The following is a 19680-nucleotide window of genomic DNA, read 5'->3' on the forward strand; positions in this document are numbered from 1 at the left end:
GAGTTTTGTTGGTTTTCCAATAAGTCAGGAGTGGGTCTAATGTTTAAAATCGGTGATAAAGTATTTTATCCTTTACATGGAGTGGGTTACCTCAGTGGGATCGAAGAACTCAGAATTAATGCTAATTTTAAAGTGTATTATAAAATTTACATTACTGATCAAAAGTTATTTATATACGTTCCAAAAGAAAAAGCACAAAAATTAGGTCTACGTCTTATTTCTTCAGTAACCAAACTGAGGTCTGTTAGTCAACGTCCTTATGATCATAAAAAAAACCTAACGCTAAGTTATTTTGAAAGAACAAGTTCCCTTAAAGAACAATTGAGATTGGGGAGATGTGAGGATCTTATTCAACTTGCAAGAGATTCTCGGTATGCAATGAACAAAAAAATTAAACTTTCTAGGGAAGAACATGATATTTTCAAAACTGCTAATTCCTTGTTGGAACAAGAAATTATGATGATTGAAGGTGTTTCCTCACAAGTTGCTCGTGAATTTATAGAAAACGATTTTAAGAAAATATCGGAGAGAACTATCTAGCTATAGGTTTAATTTGCTTTTCAATTAATGTGTTTAATACAAACATAATTATCAAAAAAGGTAACTTCTTTTCATTAATTACATTATTTCAACCCAAATTTTTTTACAAGGAAGAATTGCATAAGAGAATATTATATCTATACTCCGCATTTTTCAGATAATTTATCATTACTTCCGCGACTTGACACCAAATCATAGGCAATCCTTTTATAAACAGAAAAAAGGAGTAAATACATAATTTACTCCTCTTACTTATTTCTTATGTTTGCTTTTCATAATCTGATGTTTTAACCTCTCAGAAGCCTGGCATATAATCACGGTTTTTTATAAGAAGCGAAAAAAGTTATTGCGGTCCCACCGAAAATTTAAATTGCGGTGCCCTATTGCCTTTTTCTGCGAACGAAAACTTGTTAATATTTACATTACTAGTAGAGTTAAGGGAAGGGTGAATATCTTGATATCAATCACATCAGCTGAAGTGGGAATGAAGATTAATGAATGGCATAGGCATATTCAAAAATTCAACGTTACTGATGCTGAAATGTTAAAAGCTGAAATCGAACGTGATATAGAGGTTATGGAAGAAGATCAAGATTTGCTTATTTATTATCAATTAATGGCCTTTCGCCATAAGATCATGTTGGAATACACGCTGCCATCTGATGAAAATCGAATGGAACTTTCAGAATATTTAAAGAAAATCGAAGGCCATAAGAAAAAACTAGACAATATGCGGGCATATTATTATAACTTCTTCCGCGGGATGTATGAGTTTAGAAACGGTGAATACACAAAGGCCATTACATATTACAAAAAAGCTGAACGCAAAATTCCAACGATCTCCGACAAGATTGAAAAAGCTGAGTTTTATTTTAAGTTATCCGAAGTCTATTATCATATGAAAATGACTCATATCTCAATGCACTACGCTGAACTTTCATACAATATCTATAAAAAACATGAACTTTATTCTGTTCGGCGTATTCAGTGCCATTTTGTCATTGCCGGTAACTACGATGACCTTGAAAATCATGAAAAAGCTCTCCCCCACCTTCAAGAAGCTTTAAAAGGTGCCGAGCTGCTTAAAAGTAAAAATACTCACATCTATGCCACTGCATTTTTTAATCTCGGCAACTGCTATCACAAAATGGACAACTTAAATAAGGCTGCTCGTTACATCGAACAAGCCTTGGTTCAATACAAAAAAATTAACTCTGACGTACTTCCGCAAGCTTATCATGACCTAGCGTTGATTTATTTTAAACAAGGCAAAAAAGAACAAGCAATGGATTGCTTCCGCAAAGGAATCAGAAGTGCTGTAGATTTTAAAGACGAACTTTTTATGAACTTATTTGAAGCATTAGACGTTCTTTATATAAGAAATGGCGATACACCTAAACTCCTCAACATTTTTTCTCGTTTAGAGAACGGCAAAGGATACCCTTATCTGGAAGATCTGGCATTGTTAGGAGGCAACCTTTTCGATTATAATGGAAAAATAGAGGATAGTATCATCTGTTTCAAGAAGATGGTATATGCTCAAAAGCAAATATCGAAAGGGGAATGCATGTATGAAATCTAAATTGTTTATCAGTTTATCCGCCGTTTTAATTGGACTTGCCTTTTTCGGATCTATGTCTAATGGCGAAATGAAGGAAGCATCCCGGAATGTAACTCTAGCACCTACTCATGAATTCCTTGTTTGATTCGATAAACAACATTAGTTCTAATTCCCTTTAGCCGTTTCATAACGGCTTTTTCTTATTTCTGATACTGAAAAAATCCATCATACATAAAGCTTTTGAGGTGAACATTTTGGACTTATTTGATGAATGCTTAGAAGCTCTAGGGAAAAACAAAGAAATCTTATCAGAAGAATTAACGGCAAAATATTATGAACTGCTTTCAAACAGTTTTCCCTTTACATCTTGGGGACGAATCAAGTGGAAAGAAGTTTGTTGTCATCAATCTATAGTTTACGAGGAAGAGATTTACGATTGACTAGCTAAACACCATTTTAAAGATAGGAACATTATTATTCTTTGGGGTTACGGAGAACAGCCAGCATTAAAAACCAGTCTTGAGCATGCATTAAACGTAATTGATGATGTAACTGCCGTTGGATCAGATACTTTTATGTTTAGTGAATCTGGCTACGTTATCGAAATTTTTCATGATGGCGATGTTACAATTGGAAAGTCCCCTTTCATTGAAAGGATTAGCAAATAGGTAAAATGACACAGATCGAATGATTCATTTCCACCATTTGATCTACATAACAGTTAGTTTCATCATTCTTCCATGGTAATATTTTGTTATATGATTAAATGAGAGGGTATGATTATGAAAGTCTTTGAAGCTAAAACACTTATGTCTGAAGCTACAGACCGCGCCAAAGAATATAAAGAACTAAGGACGCAAATGGTCAACTTGAGAAAAGCTTTACAAAGCGTCGCTGAACTGGACGACAGCGAATTCTCAGGTAAAGGCGCTAATAACATTAAAGCATTCTATCACGATCATGTTTGTGTCACTGATCAATGGATTGACTACATTGACATGAAAATCGCATTCTTTAACAGCATTGCCGGAGCTGTCGAGGACAAAGGCCTCTCTGATGCTTATATTGAGGAATCTTTTCTAGAACATGAACTGGCTAACGCCCATAAAAAATCAAAATCCATCATGTCTGAACAGAAAAAAGCCATGAAAGATATTCTAAACGATATCGACGACATCCTCCCGCTCGACTTGTTTTCAACAGAAACCTTCAAGGATGAGCTTGCAGATGCCAATGACAAACGCAAAAAAACAATTGAAAAACTAGGTGATCTTGACGAAGATTTACTGACAGAATATGCTATGTCAGAACCAAATGAACAATTCATCAAGTCAGATTTCCAAAAGCTCCAAGAAGCAACGGGCAAAGGCAAAAACGCTACGCCCATCCACTACAACGCCAAGGCGTACCGTGAAAGCGACATACATAAGAAAAAAGGCGATATTGAGAAACAGACTGAAGCCTATTTGAAGATTAAGAAAGAAGAAGCGAAGGAACGCGAGATAAAAGACTTAAAGAAAAAGCTTGCGAATGGTGTCTCAGATCCGGATGAGTATTTAGAAATTGCGAAGAAGATCGGGTATGAGAACCTTGAGCCTGCACAGTTACAGTATGTAGTGCAGCTAGAACAAGCAAAACAGTTGAAGTCCGTCGGTGAAAGTGTAATCAATGCTGGTAAGACAGCATTTGATATCATCGATGGTGTTAATGATGGGATTAACGATACGATTGACGATACGATATATGGCATCAAAGACTTGGTTGTAGGAGCCTGGGAATATTCACAGCTTCCTATGGAACTAAAACTTACAAAAACAATTACAACAGTCTTAAGCGTTCCCTCCTATCCAAAAATAATCTGGACAAACATCGCCGATTCATGGAATGATAAAATGATAAATGGTGATGCATACACAAGAGCACATTATATCAGTTATGCAATCGGCAATATTGTTGGACCAAAAGGTGCGGGTGCCGCAGTACAAACCACTACTAAGCTCTCAAAAGTGGGTAAAGTGGCTGAAGGTGGAACAGCAGCTTCTCATGTGAATAATGGGATTAAAAAGGGAACAGCCTATATTCATTCTATTGTTAGAAATAAGAATGATCTTGCACTTGTCGGGATTGCCCAAGACATCGACAATACATATAATATTAAGAATACGCCTTTATTAAAAAGGATTATTGAAGATAAAAAAGAGAGTGTACTTAGAAAATCTGAAACTTCTAACAACATGGGTATCGGTAATGTCAAACAAGGTGATAGTACCCCTCTCGCACCTGGTGGAGGATTAGCTGCTCATGAGGCAAAAGGCGGGCATCTTATAGAAAGACATGTTGGGAAGACCGACGAAGAACTAATTCAAAGACTTGATAAGAGCAAAATGAGTAACAAGAAGATATCCGGTTCATCATCATTTAAAGATAGAGCAACTGCAGAAAGAGTTGCTAATAGTGCTCTCACAAATAATAAAGCGAAAATAGAAAAATGGTTAAATAGTGATGTGAAAAAGCCTTTAGTACTCTCTTATAAAGGGAATGAAGTTTTAGGAAGAGGAATACCAAAGGGAGAAGATACAATTACTGATTTAACTAATGCTAAAATTATATTGAAAAAGAACAAAGATGGTAGCTTTATATTAACTGGCTACCCAACGAGGTGATACCATGATAGATACAAACATTTCCGAACCTGTTTTTCAATTTCTAGGAGGTATTTTTCATCAAGATATAGAAACTCCAGAATCAGCACTGGACGAATACTTAGAAGAGATTCCAAAAGAAGAGCAAGAAACTGATATAGTAGCATTAAAAGATTTTATTAACAGTGATTATACGGATGAAGAAAAGAATGATTTTATCGATGAAGCTGCTGACGGAGTAGACATTCGTAGTTACGGAGTATCTCCATTAGTATGGCTCGAACAAGTTATTCAAAAAATAGAAAAGAATATTGAAACTTTATAATCCATAAAAGGTCCCTTGAAAATTCAAGGGACCTTTTATTACTTCAAAAGTGCTTTTATTTTTGCTTTCGTTTTCGGTCCATAAATGCCATCAGGATTTAGTCCATTCATCAGCTGGAACCGTCTTACGGCATCTGCTGTTTTTGGGCCATACACACCGTCAATTCCATTATTCTTAGCTCCTTTATCCGGGTAGAAGTATAGTGCAGCCAGTGCTTTTTGAATTTGCCTTACGTCGTCTCCTTTTCGCATCGGGCTTGTCACTTTATAGATGCCAGAATGCAGCGTATATGACGTTTTCTTGCTACTTGAGCTTGTTGTTTTCTTTTTAGCTGTACTTGTTTTGCTTGTACTTATTTTCCCACCTAGCGACTTTAATTCTTTTTCAATGGCAGCCTTAACTTGATTCCATCTTCCCTCTGACAAAATACGATGCGGACAATACTTACCGTTCCAGTCTTGATGCTTGCGGACACGGTCAACACCCCATCCTCGTTCTTTAAGCAGCTGTGCCACAAACTTAATAGCAAGCTTTTCCGCTGCCTTATATCGTGCCCCTCCTGACTTGCTATAACAAATTTCGACACCAATCGACTTACGATTCCCTGTACCGTTTGTTCCATCTCCTGTGTGCCATGCATTTCGATTCGTTGGAATTCCTTGAATGACTTGTTTATCGTCTACCGCAAAGTGAAAACTCGTTGAGCTAGAGTTATTCTTCATGTAAGAAATCTCATTGGCTGCTGAAGCATCATTCGCAGTGTTGTGAATAGTGATGTATTCAGCTTTCATTGGATTAGGACATTTCAATCCATATTTTGATTTAGAGACTAGATTTTTAACAACTTTGATTGGCATATATCCTCTCTCCTTCTGTCTACATAATAAAAAAGCCACTGGCTTAGCCAGCAGCTTTGTCTGCGCTATTCTTACTCTGTTCTTTTTCGTTCTCAATTGTTTGTAATCGATCTGTTATTGTTGATGGGATTTTAACACCGATCTGTGCTAAGTTTTCAGTTATTGACAATCCTTCATTAGCAATATAAAAAAGAACTGTACCAAAGGTTAGGACACCGTTTAAATTGAGGACTGTATCAATAACGTTTGCTAAAATGACCGCAAAGAAATTGAGTAGCTTGCGGACATAGCCAAACCATGCGCTCCGGCTTCGCAGTTTCTTGAATTTCCATGCCTTAATTACTCCTGTTAAAACGTCTATTATGCTAAGAACTAGAAGTAAATCAAGGTACTTCACCCCTCCAAATAAATATACTCTTGCTAAATCTAATGTTTCAAAATTGATAAACAAACTTGTCTCCTCCATTTCTAATCACCTCCTCCGAGGCAAATAAAAATAGGACAGCCGGATCTTATGAGACGGCCGTCCCTCTAACTGAAAAGTTTCCATTTGTTAAAGCTGTAAGCTCCATAACAATTTCTTTAAAACCGGAAATGTCAAAAGACCAGGCTTCAGATTTTCCTTTTGTGCTAGTGGCAAATGTTCCGTCATCCACTTTTTGCCCTCTCAAGGCTCTTTTTGTTCCCGATAAGGATTTACCCCAGAATTTCAATTCACTTGTCTCAGCCGTCCCATAAACTTCAATGAGTAACGTTTTAAATGATCCAACGGTGAATCGGTTACCCTCACCTATGGTTTCTGTTTTATCGTGAAAGACAATATCCATTGTTTTTGCTTGAGTGTCTAATGAGCTAAGGTTCAGGCCTTCAGTCTGAACTTTTAAACGACCATCATCAGTTAAGCTGCTTTTATCTAACTGGACTGAGAACGGAGCAACTGCTGTAATAGGAACAGTGTGGTTAATGTTTATATCCTCTTCACCTGCGCCCAGTGACTGGTATAGTAAAAATTCAGATTGCTGCAGGTTACCATTTCCGTATCTGAAACGGAAATAGCGTTTAGTTAAATGAACCCATTCAGTCTCGCCAAGTGTATTTGCTTTGACAACCAACGAAGAGACTGTAGTCCATGAATTCATATCGTTACTTTCTTCAATGAATAAGGTACCTTCACGATCAGAATAAGCGTGACCTTTTACTTTTGAAATTAAAACCTGACCTAATCGATCTTGACCATATTGCGTGTATACTTCAGTGGCTTTTAAAACTGCGTTCGTCAGCAGCTCTGCATTACCGGAAATTGAAGCTACCGGCACAACAAAATCTCTGTTTCCTTCTCTGTATGGCTTGGCTGCCCCCGGCTTACCGGTTACATCTGTTGGAAATTGAAAACTATATGATGCCATTAAAAATCCTCCTTGCTATAAGATCATGATCATTAGTGGTAAGCATGGGTTTACAACGGAACCACCCCCTTTAAGGCAAAATAAAAAAGCCCTAAATGGCTTCTCCTGTGATCTCTTTATACTGTTCAGCTGTAATGAGTTTTTTCTCTATTCCTTCCTGTAAATCTTCGGGCGAGCAATCTTTGAGATGAATTGCCTGTTTCACCATTTCAGAAGAAGCCCAGTTATAATGCAAAGCCAGCACCCAATAATTCATGAATCTTTCCCTCCTTGTAGAGTAAGCAGTTGCAACTTTATTTTTGAAAGCTCACTTCCCAAAGTTTGGTTTAATTCTTCAAGCTGTTTACGAGCCAGTTTTTCCTGCGATAACTCTTGCGCGAGTAGATCCACTTGAACTGGTGGTTCATATGCAGATGTATTATGAAGCTCTTCCCACCAAGATTTTAACTCTGCTTCAGTTGGTATAGGTGCCCTAATATTCCACTCTGCTATATATGAGGGAGTTCCGTCACCATTATTCTGGACAATAAAATCCTTTGTTGGATCAGCTGTTGGGTATTTAAAAAGAATAGCTTCGCCTATATTCATCGTTACCTCCTAAAATCTTGGATAGTTTCGGCCTCCAAGTTCTTGTATATCAAAAAAGTTAAATACACCATTTTTATCATCTACTGCCCTTTTCAGTGTTTCGTCTCCTCCATAATTACAGTAGCACCAGATTTCAACGTAATCTCCTTTATTCATGGGTACAGTCGCATTGCCGTTTAAACCAAGATTCATCCCATTATCCTTTTCCTGAAAGTCTCCTCTTACATGGTGCAGTGTTTTATATGCTTTTCCATTTAGGTAAACCTTCAAATGAAAGTTTATATAAGATGTATAATTTAAGGTATATATACTTGCCCCGATTAAGTACATTCCATCGTACGGAGCAATAAATCGATTGTTTTTAGTATCAAAAGCATTATGGCTATCCTTGATGACCCTGTTAAATGCAATTTTAGTGTGATCAATCTTTTTCAAATACTGAACACCTGTAGTTCCAATATTCGCATGAGCAAAACCTGATATCTTTTGCCACGGAGTCCAGCCTGAACCACTCCACCAGTGTCTAATCCAAACTCCTGTACTGTCATAGTAAGTCCCAGACTCATTCCCTGTTCCGTAAAAGTATTGAGTGAAACCGTAATTATTATATTTTTCATTTTTGACAATGCCATAACCCAAGGGGTAGCCTGTAGTATTTCCCTGCCCAATGTCCATTAAGGTCAGTCCTAAAGGATATTCTTCCCCTCCTGTTCTTGCATCTTGAATAGCATTGTCTCCAGTAATTAACGTCAGATTGTTATTTTTATAGTTGGTATCCACGTAATATTTTGCATCCGATAAAGCCTTATCCGCTTTTTCCTGAGCTCCGACAATTGTTTCTTTTGCATTCCAATTCTCCCGTTCCACTGGTGTAATGTGCCGTTGTAAATCATTACGATGCTCTTCAAATTCTTTTTTCGAAGCTTGCTGTACATTATCAACGTTCCCTAGCCCGATTTGCGCCTTTGTTGTATTGTGAGGGTTGTTCATGTCATTTTTATGTACAGCTAAATCTTTATGCGCATCTTGAATGCCTTTCTCCCAACGGTTCACATCATCTTCATTAATCGGATCGTCCGGGAGCCAATCTGTTTTTGCATCATAAGCCATTGTTACACCACCTCAAAAGTAATCCTAAAATCTAGCGTTCTATTATTACTAACGTCTAAATCTGTTGTTCTTTCCGTAATCACGTTGTTTTGATCATCAAGTATCTGAACACTCTTAATATGTTTGATGTCTTCCTCTCGTTGAGTAAGCACCGTGACAACGGCACCCTGAATGGTGAGTTCCACAATTTCTGTTTCATTTCCATTCAGCAGCACTTTCGATATTCTATTTTTCAAATCTGCAGCTGTACGCTCTCTATAAAGCTGTGTAATCATACAAGGACCACCTCGTTATTATTGAGCGTGACGGAATAACCTACCTTTAGCTCACTTGCTTTTCGATACCTTCTGTTATTCAAAATGACAGTATCTTTTATTTGGAGTGGCTCATTCAAAGCAGCTCGCAAGGTATATGCCAAATGAGCTGGCTTCATATTCTCCAATGTTTCTATGAGCTCGCTCATATGCTGCATATCATCTATATCAATATCAACATTAAAACGGTACTCTCCGGGAAGCAGCCGAACCTGAGCTGACGGATTTTTCAGGAACCGGTTCAACGCGTGTTCAATGGCCCTATATGTTGCGGGGGGTATGTTGGACATTTTAGAGATTAGACGCAATCGGCGGATCTCATCGGTGTCACCTGATTCCCGCATTACGTTCAAAATCTTTTCCCATCGTTCAAGCCCCCAGGTTGCCGTAGTAACAAACAGCTGATCTGTCAGATCAAAGATACTGTTATTTTGCTTCTCAAATTCCGGAGCTTCCGCTTTAAGAAGTTCAGCCATTTCCTTTAATTTGGTAAGAAACGGCGGCAGGTAAGAAGTCATTTCATCGAGTTTGCTCAATGATGTTCACCTGCCCCAATTTAGGGATTTCGACATCACTCAGAACCAAATTTTCGGCCACGCCGTTGATTTTAATATCTGCGTAATCACTTACTGAAGGTGAATTGTAGACGATATTATTAATCTGCGATAAACGGATAACGTTATCTTCAAAAGCAATCTTTTTAAAGAGATTTAAAACACCTGATTCGATTTCTTGCTTTACCTGTTCGATAGAGCTATTGACCTCGGGAAGTACCTCGGCTGAAATCTCAACCTCTTTCCATACCGCACTCTCCACTGTGACAAAGGCACCTATTGGCGCTTGTCCCTCACCTTGTCCGGGTTCAGGATCAATATAGTTTTTAACCTTAGAAATCAAAATATCGGAAGCAGGTTCCAAGTTAGCATTAGTCACGACAATTTTGACTGTGCCGTCCCCGTTCCAAAGCGGAAAGATCTTTGCCTTCCCCACTCCGTCTACTTCTTCAGCCCATTGTTTATAGTGTGCTTTATTGGCACTGACAGCTTCTCGACGCACGCGGGTAAAATATCTAGCTCTTAAACTGTCATCATCCTCTTCTTCACGTCCAGGAATCAGAATCTCTTTCACAATCGCTTTTTGAAGCCCAGGTATAGTGTCTAATGACAATAGATTCTGGCCAGAAATATTCGCGTTCCCCGCTTCTCCGGCTGTTTCACATTCCAACGTCCCGTCAACTGTGTATTGAAAATAAAGATTATCAACATAAAAGCGAGAGCCTACAGGAATGGTCACACCTTCAGTAAACTCCGCTGCCCTGACTGCTTTTGTGGCAGCCGTTCGCTCGATGCCGGCTTCAGTAGCACGACGATCTAAGAATTCTCCTTGTGCTGTGTCCGAGAAGACAAGTTCCAGCACCGTATCGAGCCAAATGTAAGACTTGGCCAATTCTGCGGCTGCAGGAGCTAAGGCATTATAAATCACGCTGCCTTCCCTTGTATCAATGTCCGCTGAAATGCTGTTCAACATACGATCCATAATCACTTCAAAGGTTTGATCTTCAAACATCTTCGCCAAGCACCTCCTCGATCTCCAATGTTCCTTCGTCAGTTTCGACTGTAAAGGAGACACGGAACGATTCGCCTTGTTTATCTATTTCAAAATCTGTAACAGCAGAAATTCGGTCGTCATAGATCAGTGCTTCCTCTATCAGCCGAGGGATCTCCATTTTCTTATATGCGTCTGTTGTTTCGTTATCTGCCAGCACGTCTTGAAGCTCATTTCCAATGTCATGACTGTAAACAGAATATGCATATCGCTCAGTATGGAGAGACAGATATACAAACTGCTTAATCGCTTCAAGGCCTGTGATAATTTCATTTGTGATACAGCCATTTTCAAAATCTATTTTGTAGGTTTGCGAGGTCTCTATGACTTCGCTGTTATCTTCAATATCATCAAATTCAATTTCTGGCGAAAGGGCCAACCCAGGCACCCCCTATATTTTGTCGAGAATAAAAAATGATTGTCCGCCTTTTAAGGAGACAACCATCACATTCTCACCCATCTTTAGTTCTTCATCTCCTCCAGCGCGCAGCCGTTTAGGAATAATAATCAAATCAGACGGAATAATTAGCTTTTCATTTTCATTGAGTTTAATTTCAACAGGAGAAACGGAAACCACTTCAGCCGGCATAATATCCACCGGTGACTCAGAATCAACTGCACCGACAGCCAAATGTTTGATTGCTTCACTTAATCTCATGAGGAAACACCATCAGGGATAGAATTTTTCTCAACCACATCAATGGTCATCGTGTGTGTCGATCCTTTAAATTCGTGTTTATCTGTATCAATCCAGTATGTTTTCTTAACCCCGACTTCCGGAATTGAGATATAGACGGGCAAGCCGCTCTGAAGATCCGGAATGCCAATCGCTTGAATACTCTTAAGTTCTTTTTTAACACCTTTTTTCTGTGCCTGTTTGACTTTCGCACGCTCCTGAAGCTGCGCCTGGTTAATGTTATCAGAAACCGTTTCGACATACTGAAGCACACCATATTTACTGATCCCTGAGCTGTCACTTGCGGTGGCTGTGTATGTTTTATTGTCTTTCTGCCGGCGGAGCTTTACTTTTGTGGCTGTGTCATTAATGGAAGTGCTGTATTGATAACCAGTAATGTTCACACCCGATTCTAGCACCCATACTTCTGAAGGATCTGGCCAAGCTCGTAGACCGAGCTTTCCTTTCGCAGAATATAATTGATAATTCCTTCCTGTTTGGCTCTTCGTTTGTTTCAAGGCTTTCAGAATCATGTCATAAAGGCTCGTATCATCTTTAAACACTAATGATTTAATGGTGTAACCCGTATTTGCAATGGATGTAGTCGGAATCTGAAAATCTCGCGCCAACCGTTTTATAATCTCGTCTGCACGTTGATTTGAGAAAACATAAACATCTTTGTTCTTAACCAGATATTGCAGCATGTCATAAGCCGTAAAGGTCAGCCCATGTTCTTCCGGATTGCGAGAAAACACAATACCTCGAAACAGCTCTTTCCCTTTCCACTTAAACAGAACCGTATCCCCTTCTGATACGCTGTAATATGAATGGGTTCCTTGTTTCGTTATGATCTTTGCTGTGATTGATCGCGGTGCCTGATACCGTTGTCCCTCAAGAGAAACACTTTCAGTCACCAGCTCAAGCCATTCCGTTTCTTTAATGACGAAAAGTTCTATCATTGTCATCACCTGCTTACTGCGGTATCTTTAATTTTTGCCCAGGAAAGATCCAGTGTCCTGGCTGTCTTATATTCCGTTTGCTTCGTTTGATCATAGCCTTTTTATTGACGTTCCAGATCTTGCGCCATTTTGTACTGTCTCCATAAAATTTGCCCGCAAGGTCCCACAGTGTATCGCCTTTCTTAACGGTGTATGTTTTAGGAGCTGATTTAGATGGCCGTTTCTTCTTCGTCTTTTTCTTCTGCTTGATCTTCCGCGGCGAAGCAGTTTTGTATTCCTTCAGCTTTATTTCATAATCACGATCACCTATATCTTTTTGGCCCTCGCTATAAGAAAAAACCTCGATACTGCAAGTTAAATTAATTTTCGTTCCAGTAATTAAGAATTGAACCGGCTTTTTAGATTTCACCCATTTCTCGATCTTTGTAATAGCATTTTCAGGAGAAGGAAATCCCTTATACTCAGCAAGCGGGCTGTGTTTCTTTGGAAAAAAAGAATAGAACGAAATTTCTTTCGCTCCCGGTTTATCAATAAAAGTGATCTCCCCAAAACTAGCCACTTTTACTGATTCATTTTGAATTGTGTTTGAAATATCAATTTGTTCAGGAAGGACAGGAAGCCGCAGCTTGTCCTTCCCTTGTGACATCCAGAATTCATATATGGATTTAGTCAAAAGCAACGACTCCCTTCGTTCCAATGTTGATATCCTGTTCAAGCTCCTCGACAAGGGCCTGCTTAATCTTAGCTACAAGGCTGTTCATGTCTTGGTCATTGTGAAAATGCTGATCACCATTAAACTGGATAACAACTTCTTTGCCTCCTGCAGCTGTAACTGTTGTTTGTTGGCTGCCTGTAGTAGCGGCTGTTATTTGACCGGAGGATAATTCAGTTTGGCCAGTTTGAGATGGGTCTGTGACTTCCATTCCGAGCGCTTTAGCTGCTTGAGCTAACAGATAGCGGCCGCGGATGCCCCGCTCCTCCGGAATGATCCATTCCCGTTTGTTTCCTTCACCGACAAGGGCAATCTGCTCTTTGGTAATGAGTCCGCCGTTCGCATAACCAACATACGGTCCACGGCGTCTCATGCTTCTAATGCCTGGTACATTATTAATTGATCCATATCTGCTTTTGATATAGCCAATCGCAGCAGCAGCGTTGTGAATCGGGTTAAGAATATTATTCATGCCCGGCAATTTGTGTGCGTTGAAGGTACTTGGGATTGTCTGCATGAGCCCCTGAGATGGATGTCCTGCTTTCGCATTACTATCCCATAAGTTGATTGCCTTCGGATTACCGCCTGACTCATGCTGAGCAATTGTCATCAGCCCTGGAAGCCAGCTCATCGGTGTCTTTGTAGCCATGATAGCAGCCATGAGCCATTGCTTTACATTCCCGCTTACTGCACCCATTCCGGAATAAGCAGCAGCTAGTGAGCCTGCTTGTTTTTCAGCAAACTTTTTCACATCAACAGAATCCAGACCTTTTACAATACCTATAGAGGCAAAACGACCAAGACTCATCATGACACGGGAAGGTGAATGAATATCCAGCTCTTCACGAAATGCCTTCTCAACTTTTTTCGCCAGTTCCTTGGCAGCCTCATTGACTTCACTTGCCTTAGAAGTCATGCCTGAAACAAAATTACCGATCATACCGCTCCCCCATCCGTTTGATGATTCTTTAGAGCGGATAAACGGCTTGTTAATATGAGTGCTGACGTATTGATCAGTACCAGTTTGTGAGCTATTTTGTCCGGAAGCAAAACCTTTGATCGTTCCGCTTCCCCATGATGAAGATTTATTAACAGTGTTCTGAAATGGCATTTTAACCTTCGTCTGCAAGAAGCTATCTGTACCGGTCGAAGTGCTGTTTTGACCTTTAGCATATCCATTGACCACTTGCTTTCCGTAATTCGGAAAATAAGAGATTAAATTGTTCATTGGCTGGCAAACGTTTTTCTGTTTCCAAGCGTCCATAGAAACAACATGATCTCCAATTCCTTGATCAAAGCCTTTAGTGAACTGTTGACCAAATGAAGTCGCTTGTTCATCCAGACTGGATGTGTCAATGATAGGAGATACAGAAGCAGTCACCGCCGCTCTACGGATTAGCGGGGAAGTTGTTGGTTCACCTCCTGCAGATGAAGCAGATGCTATATCATCAACAACATTCATCCCTAATTTCGAAGCAGCTTGAGAAAGGAGCATTTTGCCGCGACCTTTATTATTCTCAACAGGAATAACAAACTCTTTACCAGCTTCACCAATCCAAGATATCGTTGGCTTCGTAATGTAACCACCAGTAGCATGTTTCTTTGGCTTTTCTTTTCCCGTACCAAATAAATAATTTACGCCACTCTTCACATATCCCCACGCTTTACCAGCAGTTTTTTTCGCACTTGAAGCTACTTTACCACCAACTTCTTTTACTCCGCCTAAAATACTGCTTCCCAATTCCTTTACACTCTGCCACTTTTCAGACCACCACTTCTTACTAAAAAGGGTTTCTGAGATGGAACTCTTAACACTTTTCCATATTGATTTAGCATTGTCCCATTTATTTTTTGACCAGCTCTTTACACTTTCCCATTTTCCTGACCACCATTTCTCGCTAAATAAAGTGGACTTTAGCTTTCCTTTAACGGATTGCCAAACAGAAGACGCGCTGTCCCACTTACTTTGAGCCCAACCTTTCACGCCTTCCCATTTTCCTGACCACCACTTCTCACTAAACAAAGTGGATTTTATTTTTCCCTTTACGGACTCCCAAACAGATGATGCACTATTCCATTTGTCCTGTGCCCAGCTTTTAACGCCAGACCACTTCTCAGACCACCATTCACTATTAAATAAAGTAGACTTCACCTTTTCTTTTACATGAGACCATGTATCACTTAACCCATTCAGAGAAGTCTTCGCATTACTCTTAATACCGGACCATTTTTCAGACCACCATTTTTGATCAAATAATGTACTGTCTAGTTTCTTTTTTACTTCTGAACCATCAAACGCCTTACCTAAACTTGAACCGCCCATGGTGCCTGCTATACCACCAACTATTCCACCAATGGCTGTTCCCACTCCTGGAATAACACTGCCAATAGCTGCTCCTGTAGCCGCTCCAGCAAGACCACCGCCAGCTGATCCAATTTTTTCACCTACATTGTCTTTATTCATCCCAATTAAATCTGTTGCCGCTAACGCTGTTCCTAATAGAGGGACTCCCTTTGCAAACTTGCCAACACTTTTCAGAGGACTTAAGACTTTCCCGAACTTCGATGTACCGCCTGCAGCTCTACCAGCTGAGTATAGCTCCGATCTCGTAGTGATTATTGCTGATCTTGAATCTCTGGTTGGATTAGTACCTACAGTTCTTCCGGAACGCCTTCTCTCCAACCGTTCAGATGACACAGCAATTGAACTATCAGAAGGGTTCATTCGGTTTGGATTACCGCGTCGTCCTAAAACTCTTTTCCCTCGTCTTCTACGAATGCGATCATTTTTACCTCCATCGCTACAACAGCAACATGTTAAGCTGCCGCTTCGAGGCAAACTCGTTGGACCTATGGCAGTTTTGGATGTCCTTGTGCTGGCATTACGATTACTGTTTCTGTTCCTCCTTTCACTTCGCGTATTAGCGCCAGCTTCAGGAGTACGTTTTGGAATTAGCTTTCGGATTACTCCTGCTGCATCACTTCCGACAGTACCTATGCCTTTTAACAGCGGACGTAGTATTTTCAAATAACCAATCAACCCAATTAAAGAAGGGATCACAACTTTAATCGCTGTTTTCAAATCATCCCAATGGTTGACGCTCCACTCAATGGCTACGTTTAACTTACCACCTATCTCCTCACCAAGATCGGCAATATCTTTTTTGATCTCTTTAAGTTTTTCCTGACCTTCTTTACTGTTAATGTACGAGCTGATTTTATCAAAGGCTGGCCCTAATCCAGTTAGCAGAGAAGTTCCCATATCCTTAGATATGCTTTCAAAATCTCTCATGGCATCATTAACCGGTGTCATCGGGTTATTATCCCGAAGTTTCGTAAAGCTTCGTTCTAATTCACCGCTTGTTTTGGCACTTGTACCAATACCCTCAGCCATATCTAAAATCGGCTGTTTAAGGTCTTCGTATTGTGTTCCAATAAGCTCAGTTGCAATAGCAGCCCGCTTTGTTTTATCTTTCACTTTAGAAAGGGCTTTTGCCACCCTAAATAAACTTTCCTCTCCGCTTATTGAACCATCTTTGAAGCCCTTGAACATTTTCTTAGTTTCCTTGGCTCCGAACAGCGTTTTAAATGCGTCCACTTGGCTATCAGACATTTCGGTTCGGCGGATGTTAAACTCACGCATACTATCGGCTAGATTATCGAAGTTTCTGGCGCCACCCTTTGTTCCTTTTATCATGGCGTTTGCAATTTGGCCGCCTGTGAGCTTCAAGTCTTTAAAGGTGGAACTGTATTCATTCATCGTGTCCAATAAATCGTCAGCTTGGTCACCGGCATTCCGATATACATAAGCAATTAAGTCTCCGCTTTGTTTCCCGGACAATTTCAAGTTGTTATACATTGAACTGAAAGCGCGATCTACCTCTGTCTGATCAGCATTCATGAGCTGGGCGATCTTACTTGACGACTCAGTCAATTCAGCCAGAGCTTTTTTAGACGCCCCTGTCTGTTGCGATAAGTTTCTTAGAGATAAACTGACTTCTTCCCGAGAACTGCCCGCTTTATTGTTGAAATAGATCTGATCCGTCATTCTTGCAACATCTTTTTTATTAACGTTTGAAGTTGCTGACACATAAGCATCCTGAGACATTGTACTTTTACCAGAACCCATAATTGAACCTGCAGAAAAACCACCTGCAACTGCCAGAGTAATGGTAGCATCTTCAAGCTGTCTATTTTCGCTTCAATTGCATCAAGAGCCGCTGAAGCTCTATCCTTAATTGAAACAGTTGGCTCTGCATGTTCGCTATCTACATCGGACACTTGACGACGGATCTCATCTAATTGGTTTGAAGCTCGATCACGAACTGAAACAGTTGGCTCAGCGTGCGAGCGATTCAAATCAGACAGACCTCCACGGATTAAGCGAAAACGCGGTGTAGCTAGATCATTTACGGAAACCGTCACCTCATGGCGGCTCTCGGTAAGATCCTCAGCTTGCTGACGTATAGAATGTAAGCCATTTGAAGCTCGATCATCTAAATCCACTTCAATCGATCGAGCCCGACCGGTCAAACGGTTGGCAGATCGGTCAATTCGCCGCATAACTCTTTCAGTCCGGTCTTCAGCGTCAAAAATAAGAGGGCCATTAGCGGCCCTCTTAAGTCTTTCAGCATTGCCTTGTATCATTCGAAGCTTGCAGGAAATCTTATCATGTAATTCAAACGTGGCTGTTAGTTTAGCCATAGTTAATTACCTCCCTTCTTCGCTTCTTCTTCTAACAGCTCAAGCTTATAACTGATAAACCCATATAAGAGCGCCTTGAATTGTCGCGGTGCCTCATATAGTTCTCTTAATTCTGACGGGGCGTATTTGAGCTCATGCATCGCGTAATAAAGATATACAGCCTCTTTGTCCCCGTCCTTTACTAGTTTTTTGCTGTTTCTTCAAGGTCTTCGAGATCATCATCAAAGCCGTTGATTTCAATTGCTTTGTTCAGCCAGTTTGCATACTCACCGCCGACAGAAAGAACACGTTTGGCGACTTCCACTGGATCTTCTGTTTTGTAGGCCTCACGTAGTTCCTTAGCTTTAAAGTTCGGGTAAACAGTCGTTTCAACCGCAATACGAGCATAAAAGCGTTGGCTGTCCAACTCCTTTACGCGACCTCGGCCTTTTACATTTTTGTATGTCGTGTTTTCTTTCTCCAACTCATCAATGCGTTCTGTCGTAATAGCTTTGAATACGAACGGAATCACCTTTCCTTGCTTATCTACAAACCGCTTTGAGATAGGCACTTCAACCTCTTCAGCTTCGATTGTTTTTCCTGGCATAAAGAATGAAAGATCATATGTTTTTTCGTTTTGTTTTTCGCTCATGTTTATTAGCTCCTTTTCAAAAATGGAAATAAAAAAGGCATATTTTCTATAAAAAATATGCCTTTCCAATTATTTCAGTTATAATACTAGATAAGCTGCCTTATGCAGCATGTAAGTCCCTCCATACAATCATTGCTTAATTTATATTCGTTAAAAGGGAGGTGAATTCATATGTCTGCCTATGAAACATTTATGGTCATTATAAACTTTGCCAATTTACTTGGCAGTGTTGTGACTGTGGTTTTGGCTTTTTTGACCTTTATTTTCACATTTAAAAAGAAAGACACCCCTGCGGCTAGCAATGAGTGTCCAAAACAAACGGATGCTTAAATAGCAAATCCTAAAAGATAGAGTGTTGCAGCACTCTATCTTTTTTTATTTTATGCATTTCTCAAGAAAGAAATACACGTTAACAAGTTGTATTGTTGCAATTTAGTGCTACCTATAAACTTACGCGATTAATTGCAATACTTTTGCTTGGCACCATTATAACATGAATATATATTGATTATATAATTATTTGTATCTTTTATTTGTTACTTTTTTTATCTATGAGTTCAAAACGACCTGATCATAGAAGCCTTAACCCTTTTTCTTTTATTAAAAACCCTCGGATTATGAAAGTGTTATGGTACAATATGGTTTAGTATAAATGAATATTGGCTTTCAACATCTCAAGGGCGGTCTGGCTCACTCCCTCATGAAAGGGGGTGATGCACGTGTCAACATTTCAAGCATTAATGCTTATGCTTGCTTTCGGGTCATTTATAATTGCCCTGTTGACTTATATAAAGAAGAAATAGACCCACCCCTTGAGCTCGGCAAAGTTAAAGGGTAAAGTCTATCCTAAATACTTTCATGAAGTTGTTAAGCCAGCCCTCTTGATAGGCCAACATTTATACTGACCCGGCGGCAACCGGGTCTCTTTTATTTTATGCATTTCTTTGGAAAGAAATACATGGAAAACTAAAAGAAATGAAATGCATTACATAGGTATTCGTGAAATACCTATAGTATTGATAATACTATTTTAACCACTTTACCACAACG

General features: G+C 39.8%; 22 protein-coding genes and 2 pseudogenes. 8 read left to right on the forward strand and 16 right to left on the reverse strand.

Annotated elements, in window-relative coordinates:
• Positions 1 to 39: 39 nt before the first annotated feature.
• The 6 genes and pseudogenes from NSS75_RS13775 (at position 40) to NSS75_RS13800 (ending at position 5068) form a co-directional block, all read left to right on the forward strand.
• Positions 40 to 540, forward strand: a complete 501-nt coding sequence (locus NSS75_RS13775) for a CarD family transcriptional regulator (RefSeq protein ID WP_339233401.1) — start codon at positions 40 to 42, stop codon at positions 538 to 540.
• 454 nt (positions 541 to 994) lie between these two features.
• A complete protein-coding gene (rapE, locus tag NSS75_RS13780) occupies positions 995 to 2122 on the forward strand; it encodes a response regulator aspartate phosphatase RapE (protein ID WP_339233403.1) in 1128 nt (375 codons plus the stop codon).
• Positions 2112 to 2246 carry a phosphatase RapE inhibitor PhrE gene (gene phrE, locus NSS75_RS13785; RefSeq protein ID WP_014114495.1) on the forward strand — a complete coding sequence of 45 codons (135 nt, stop codon included), beginning with the start codon at positions 2112 to 2114 and terminating at the stop codon, positions 2244 to 2246. Before rapE ends, phrE begins: the two co-directional genes overlap by 11 nt.
• A 109-nt stretch (positions 2247 to 2355) precedes the next feature.
• Positions 2356 to 2515, forward strand: a pseudogene (locus NSS75_RS13790) (hypothetical protein).
• A 368-nt stretch (positions 2516 to 2883) separates the two neighbouring features.
• Positions 2884 to 4764, forward strand: coding sequence for a T7SS effector LXG polymorphic toxin (locus NSS75_RS13795; RefSeq protein WP_339233405.1), 1881 nt, complete (start codon positions 2884 to 2886; stop codon positions 4762 to 4764).
• A gap of 4 nt (positions 4765 to 4768) precedes the next feature.
• Positions 4769 to 5068 (forward strand): contact-dependent growth inhibition system immunity protein, encoded by a 300-nt coding sequence (locus NSS75_RS13800; RefSeq protein ID WP_080529577.1) that lies wholly within the window; start codon positions 4769 to 4771, stop codon positions 5066 to 5068.
• Positions 5069 to 5106: 38 nt separating this feature from the next.
• On the opposite strand, the gene NSS75_RS13805 is transcribed toward NSS75_RS13800, so the two are convergent.
• The 16 genes and pseudogenes from NSS75_RS13805 to NSS75_RS13880 form a co-directional block, all read right to left on the reverse strand.
• Positions 5107 to 5925 (reverse strand): N-acetylmuramoyl-L-alanine amidase, encoded by an 819-nt coding sequence (locus NSS75_RS13805; protein ID WP_339233407.1) that lies wholly within the window; start codon positions 5923 to 5925, stop codon positions 5107 to 5109.
• Positions 5926 to 5968: 43 nt separating this feature from the next.
• Positions 5969 to 6391, reverse strand: a complete 423-nt coding sequence (locus NSS75_RS13810) for a holin family protein (protein WP_339233409.1) — start codon at positions 6389 to 6391, stop codon at positions 5969 to 5971.
• 46 nt (positions 6392 to 6437) lie between these two features.
• Positions 6438 to 7331: a phage portal protein gene (locus tag NSS75_RS13815; RefSeq protein ID WP_339233411.1), complete on the reverse strand. Its 894-nt coding sequence runs from the start codon at positions 7329 to 7331 to the stop codon at positions 6438 to 6440.
• Positions 7332 to 7422: 91 nt separating this feature from the next.
• Positions 7423 to 7587 carry an XkdX family protein gene (locus NSS75_RS13820; RefSeq protein ID WP_003229944.1) on the reverse strand — a complete coding sequence of 55 codons (165 nt, stop codon included), beginning with the start codon at positions 7585 to 7587 and terminating at the stop codon, positions 7423 to 7425.
• Entirely contained in the window at positions 7584 to 7919 is a 336-nt protein-coding gene (locus tag NSS75_RS13825; protein WP_339233413.1) for an XkdW family protein, read from the reverse strand. Before NSS75_RS13825 ends, NSS75_RS13820 begins: the two co-directional genes overlap by 4 nt.
• A gap of 9 nt (positions 7920 to 7928) precedes the next feature.
• A complete protein-coding gene (locus tag NSS75_RS13830; protein ID WP_339233415.1) occupies positions 7929 to 9029 on the reverse strand; it encodes a hypothetical protein in 1101 nt (366 codons plus the stop codon).
• A 2-nt stretch (positions 9030 to 9031) separates the two neighbouring features.
• On the reverse strand, positions 9032 to 9304 hold the full coding sequence (locus NSS75_RS13835) for a hypothetical protein (protein WP_003229942.1): 273 nt from the start codon (positions 9302 to 9304) through the stop codon (positions 9032 to 9034).
• A complete protein-coding gene (locus NSS75_RS13840) occupies positions 9301 to 9879 on the reverse strand; it encodes a putative phage tail protein (protein ID WP_095432548.1) in 579 nt (192 codons plus the stop codon). Before NSS75_RS13840 ends, NSS75_RS13835 begins: the two co-directional genes overlap by 4 nt.
• A complete protein-coding gene (locus NSS75_RS13845) occupies positions 9863 to 10909 on the reverse strand; it encodes a baseplate J/gp47 family protein (RefSeq protein WP_268407677.1) in 1047 nt (348 codons plus the stop codon). Before NSS75_RS13845 ends, NSS75_RS13840 begins: the two co-directional genes overlap by 17 nt.
• Positions 10902 to 11327 (reverse strand): DUF2634 domain-containing protein, encoded by a 426-nt coding sequence (locus tag NSS75_RS13850; RefSeq protein ID WP_339233420.1) that lies wholly within the window; start codon positions 11325 to 11327, stop codon positions 10902 to 10904. The genes NSS75_RS13845 and NSS75_RS13850 overlap by 8 nt, the downstream gene beginning before the upstream one ends.
• 12 nt (positions 11328 to 11339) lie before the next feature.
• A complete protein-coding gene (locus NSS75_RS13855; RefSeq protein WP_010330118.1) occupies positions 11340 to 11606 on the reverse strand; it encodes a DUF2577 family protein in 267 nt (88 codons plus the stop codon).
• Positions 11603 to 12583, reverse strand: coding sequence for a phage portal protein (locus tag NSS75_RS13860; RefSeq protein ID WP_339233421.1), 981 nt, complete (start codon positions 12581 to 12583; stop codon positions 11603 to 11605). Before NSS75_RS13860 ends, NSS75_RS13855 begins: the two co-directional genes overlap by 4 nt.
• A 13-nt stretch (positions 12584 to 12596) precedes the next feature.
• Positions 12597 to 13256, reverse strand: coding sequence for a LysM peptidoglycan-binding domain-containing protein (locus NSS75_RS13865; protein ID WP_339233423.1), 660 nt, complete (start codon positions 13254 to 13256; stop codon positions 12597 to 12599).
• Positions 13249 to 17999: pseudogene (locus NSS75_RS13870) on the reverse strand (phage tail tape measure protein). Before NSS75_RS13870 ends, NSS75_RS13865 begins: the two are co-directional and overlap by 8 nt.
• Positions 18000 to 18001: 2 nt before the next feature.
• On the reverse strand, positions 18002 to 18139 hold the full coding sequence (locus NSS75_RS13875; RefSeq protein ID WP_289859369.1) for a hypothetical protein: 138 nt from the start codon (positions 18137 to 18139) through the stop codon (positions 18002 to 18004).
• A gap of 41 nt (positions 18140 to 18180) precedes the next feature.
• Positions 18181 to 18630 carry a phage portal protein gene (locus NSS75_RS13880; RefSeq protein ID WP_268472373.1) on the reverse strand — a complete coding sequence of 150 codons (450 nt, stop codon included), beginning with the start codon at positions 18628 to 18630 and terminating at the stop codon, positions 18181 to 18183.
• A gap of 171 nt (positions 18631 to 18801) precedes the next feature.
• Between NSS75_RS13880 and NSS75_RS13885 the strand changes: the two genes are divergently transcribed.
• Positions 18802 to 18960 (forward strand): hypothetical protein, encoded by a 159-nt coding sequence (locus tag NSS75_RS13885; RefSeq protein WP_268284202.1) that lies wholly within the window; start codon positions 18802 to 18804, stop codon positions 18958 to 18960.
• A gap of 383 nt (positions 18961 to 19343) precedes the next feature.
• Positions 19344 to 19433 carry a type I toxin-antitoxin system toxin BsrH gene (gene bsrH / locus NSS75_RS13890; protein ID WP_075058862.1) on the forward strand — a complete coding sequence of 30 codons (90 nt, stop codon included), beginning with the start codon at positions 19344 to 19346 and terminating at the stop codon, positions 19431 to 19433.
• The last annotated feature ends 247 nt before the right edge of the window (positions 19434 to 19680 follow it).

Source organism: Bacillus sp. FSL K6-1012 (genome assembly GCF_037964915.1).
Lineage (GTDB): Bacteria > Bacillota > Bacilli > Bacillales > Bacillaceae > Bacillus > Bacillus halotolerans.